At 63.5% G+C, this 2267-nt stretch carries 3 protein-coding genes; all 3 read left to right on the top strand.

From position 1 onward, the window contains the following. Nucleotides 1-576: 3-hydroxyacyl-CoA dehydrogenase family protein (locus EN750_RS30340; RefSeq protein WP_245482853.1), on the top strand; the 576-nt coding region annotated here is incomplete at its 5' end. Beyond that, nucleotides 573-1535 carry a 3-keto-5-aminohexanoate cleavage protein gene (locus EN750_RS30345; RefSeq protein WP_127398937.1) on the top strand — a complete coding sequence of 321 codons (963 nt, stop codon included), beginning with the start codon at nt 573-575 and terminating at the stop codon, nt 1533-1535. The genes EN750_RS30340 and EN750_RS30345, both read left to right, overlap by 4 nt. Before the next feature lie 47 nt (nt 1536-1582). Further along, on the top strand, nt 1583-2267 hold a 685-nt coding region (locus EN750_RS30350), incomplete at its 3' end, for an SMP-30/gluconolactonase/LRE family protein (RefSeq protein ID WP_145968053.1).

A 2267-nucleotide genomic window follows, 5' to 3' on the forward strand; every position in this document is an offset into this window, starting at 1 on the left:
TTCACCGACCATCTGCAAGGGCGGCAGCGCTGCTTGGTCGTGCATCCGATCAACCCGCCCTATCTCATTCCGGCGGCCGAAATCGTGCCGGCGCCATGGACGTCCGCCGAGACGGTCGAGACAACCCGCGCCTTCCTCATCGACGCCGGTCATGCGCCCCTGGTGATGAAGCGCGAACTCGACGGCTTCATCATGAACCGCCTGCAAGGCGCATTGCTGGAGGAGGCTTTCCGGCTTGTCGCCGACGGCTACGCCAGCGTCGAGGATGTCGATATAGGTATCCGTGACGGACTGGCGCTGCGCTGGTCGTTCATGGGCCCGTTCGAGACCATCGATCTCAATGCACCCGGTGGCGTGCGCGACTATGTCGAGCGCTATCAGGGCATCTATTCCAACATTTTTCCCCAGACGCAGCGGCGCGTCGACTGGGCGGGTGAGGTGATGAAAACCATCGAAGCCGACCGCCGCGAACGCCTGCCGCGCGAAAACCTCGGCGAGCGGCAGGTGTGGCGTGACCGCCGGCTGATGGCACTGGCGGCGCACAAGAAAAAATCGGACCAGGAGTACGGACAATGATCGAAACGAGCCGCAAGCCGGGGCCTGCACAGACCAAGGGCAAGGTCATCATCACCTGCGCGGTGACAGGTGCCATCCACACGCCGACGATGTCGCCTTATCTGCCGATCACGCCAGACCAGATCGCCTCGGAGGCGATCGCGGCTGCCGAAGCCGGTGCCGCAATCCTGCATCTGCATGCGCGCGATCCGGAAACCGGCAAGCCCGACCAGACGCCGGAGGCCTTCGCTCGCTTCCTGCCGCGCGTCAAGCAAGGCACCAACGCCGCCATCAACATCACCACCGGTGGCAGCCCGTACATGAAGGTCGAGGAGCGCGTGCGCCCGGCCGCCCAGTTCAAACCGGAAGTCGCCTCGCTCAATATGGGCTCGATCAATTTCGGGCTCTATCACCTCGCCGACAAATACGAGACCTTCAAATTCGACTGGGAAAAGCCGCATCTGGAAGCGACCCGCGACCTCGTCTTTCGCAACTCGTTCAAGGACATCGAGTACATCCTGGCGACCTGCTACGACAACGGCACGCGCTTCGAGTTCGAGTGCTACGACATCGCCCATCTCTACAACCTCTCGCACTTCGCCGACCGCGGGCTGGTGAAGCCGCCTTTCTTCGTGCAGTCGGTGTTCGGACTGCTCGGCGGCATCGGCACCCATCCCGAAGACGTCGCCCATATGAAGCGCACTGCCGACCGGCTGTTCGGCGACCAGTTCCGCTGGTCGGTTCTCGGCGCTGGCGCCAGCCAGCTGCGCATAGCCGCGCAATCGGCAGCGCTTGGCGGCAACATCCGAGTCGGGCTGGAGGACAGTGTGTGGGCAGGCAAGGGCAAGCTTGCCAAATCGAACGCCGAGCAGGTCTTGCTGGCCCGCAAGATCATCGAAGGGCTCGGCATGGAGGTGGCGACGCCCGACGAGGCACGCGAAATCCTGTCATTGAAAGGCGGCGACAAGGTCGCTTTCTGAGGCGGCCCGAACAATCGCCGCGAGACGCAAAAACGGAGGAGGACGGCATGAAGATCGAAGTCGTGGTGGACGTGAAGACCACGCTGGGCGAAGGACCGCTGTGGGACGTCGAACAGGAACGACTCTACTGGATCGACAGCTTCGACGGGCGCGTGTTTCGGGCGACCGCCGACGGACGCGAGATCCGGTCATGGGATGTGCCGATGAAGATCGGCTCGATGGCGCTGCGTAAGGATGGCAGCGGCGCCATGGTGTCGCTGCAGCGCGGCTTCCATCTGCTCGATTTCGCCTCCGGCGATGTGACGCTGATCCACGATCCCGAGCCGGACAAGCCGATGAACCGGCTCAACGACGGCAAGGTCGACCGGTACGGCCGTTTCTTCGCCGGCTCCATGGATACGATGGAAGAGGGGCCGTCCGGCGGGCTCTACAGGCTCGATCCGGACTTCTCCGTCACCCGGATCGATTCCGGCATCATCTGTTCCAATGGTCCATGCTGGAGCCCCGACGACCGCACCTTCTATTTCGCCGACACCTGGACCGGCGAGATATGGGCCTACGACTACGACATCGCCACCGGTAACGCCACCAACAGGCGCACCTTCGTGCGCGTCGACACCAGCCGGGGCGGTGCGGCGGACGGCTCGACCGTCGATGCCGAGGGCTATCTGTGGAATGCGCTGGTCTATGACGGAAGACTGGTGCGCTATGCGCCCGATGGCAGCATCGACC

The sequence above is a fragment of the Mesorhizobium sp. M7A.F.Ca.ET.027.03.2.1 genome (assembly GCF_003999175.1).
Lineage (GTDB): Bacteria > Pseudomonadota > Alphaproteobacteria > Rhizobiales > Rhizobiaceae > Mesorhizobium.

What these genes read in the sequence shown, in the direction of transcription:
- EN750_RS30345 (WP_127398937.1), top strand. Translation starts at nt 573, where the DNA reads ATGATCGAAACGAGCCGCAAGCCGGGGCCTGCACAGACCAAGGGCAAG.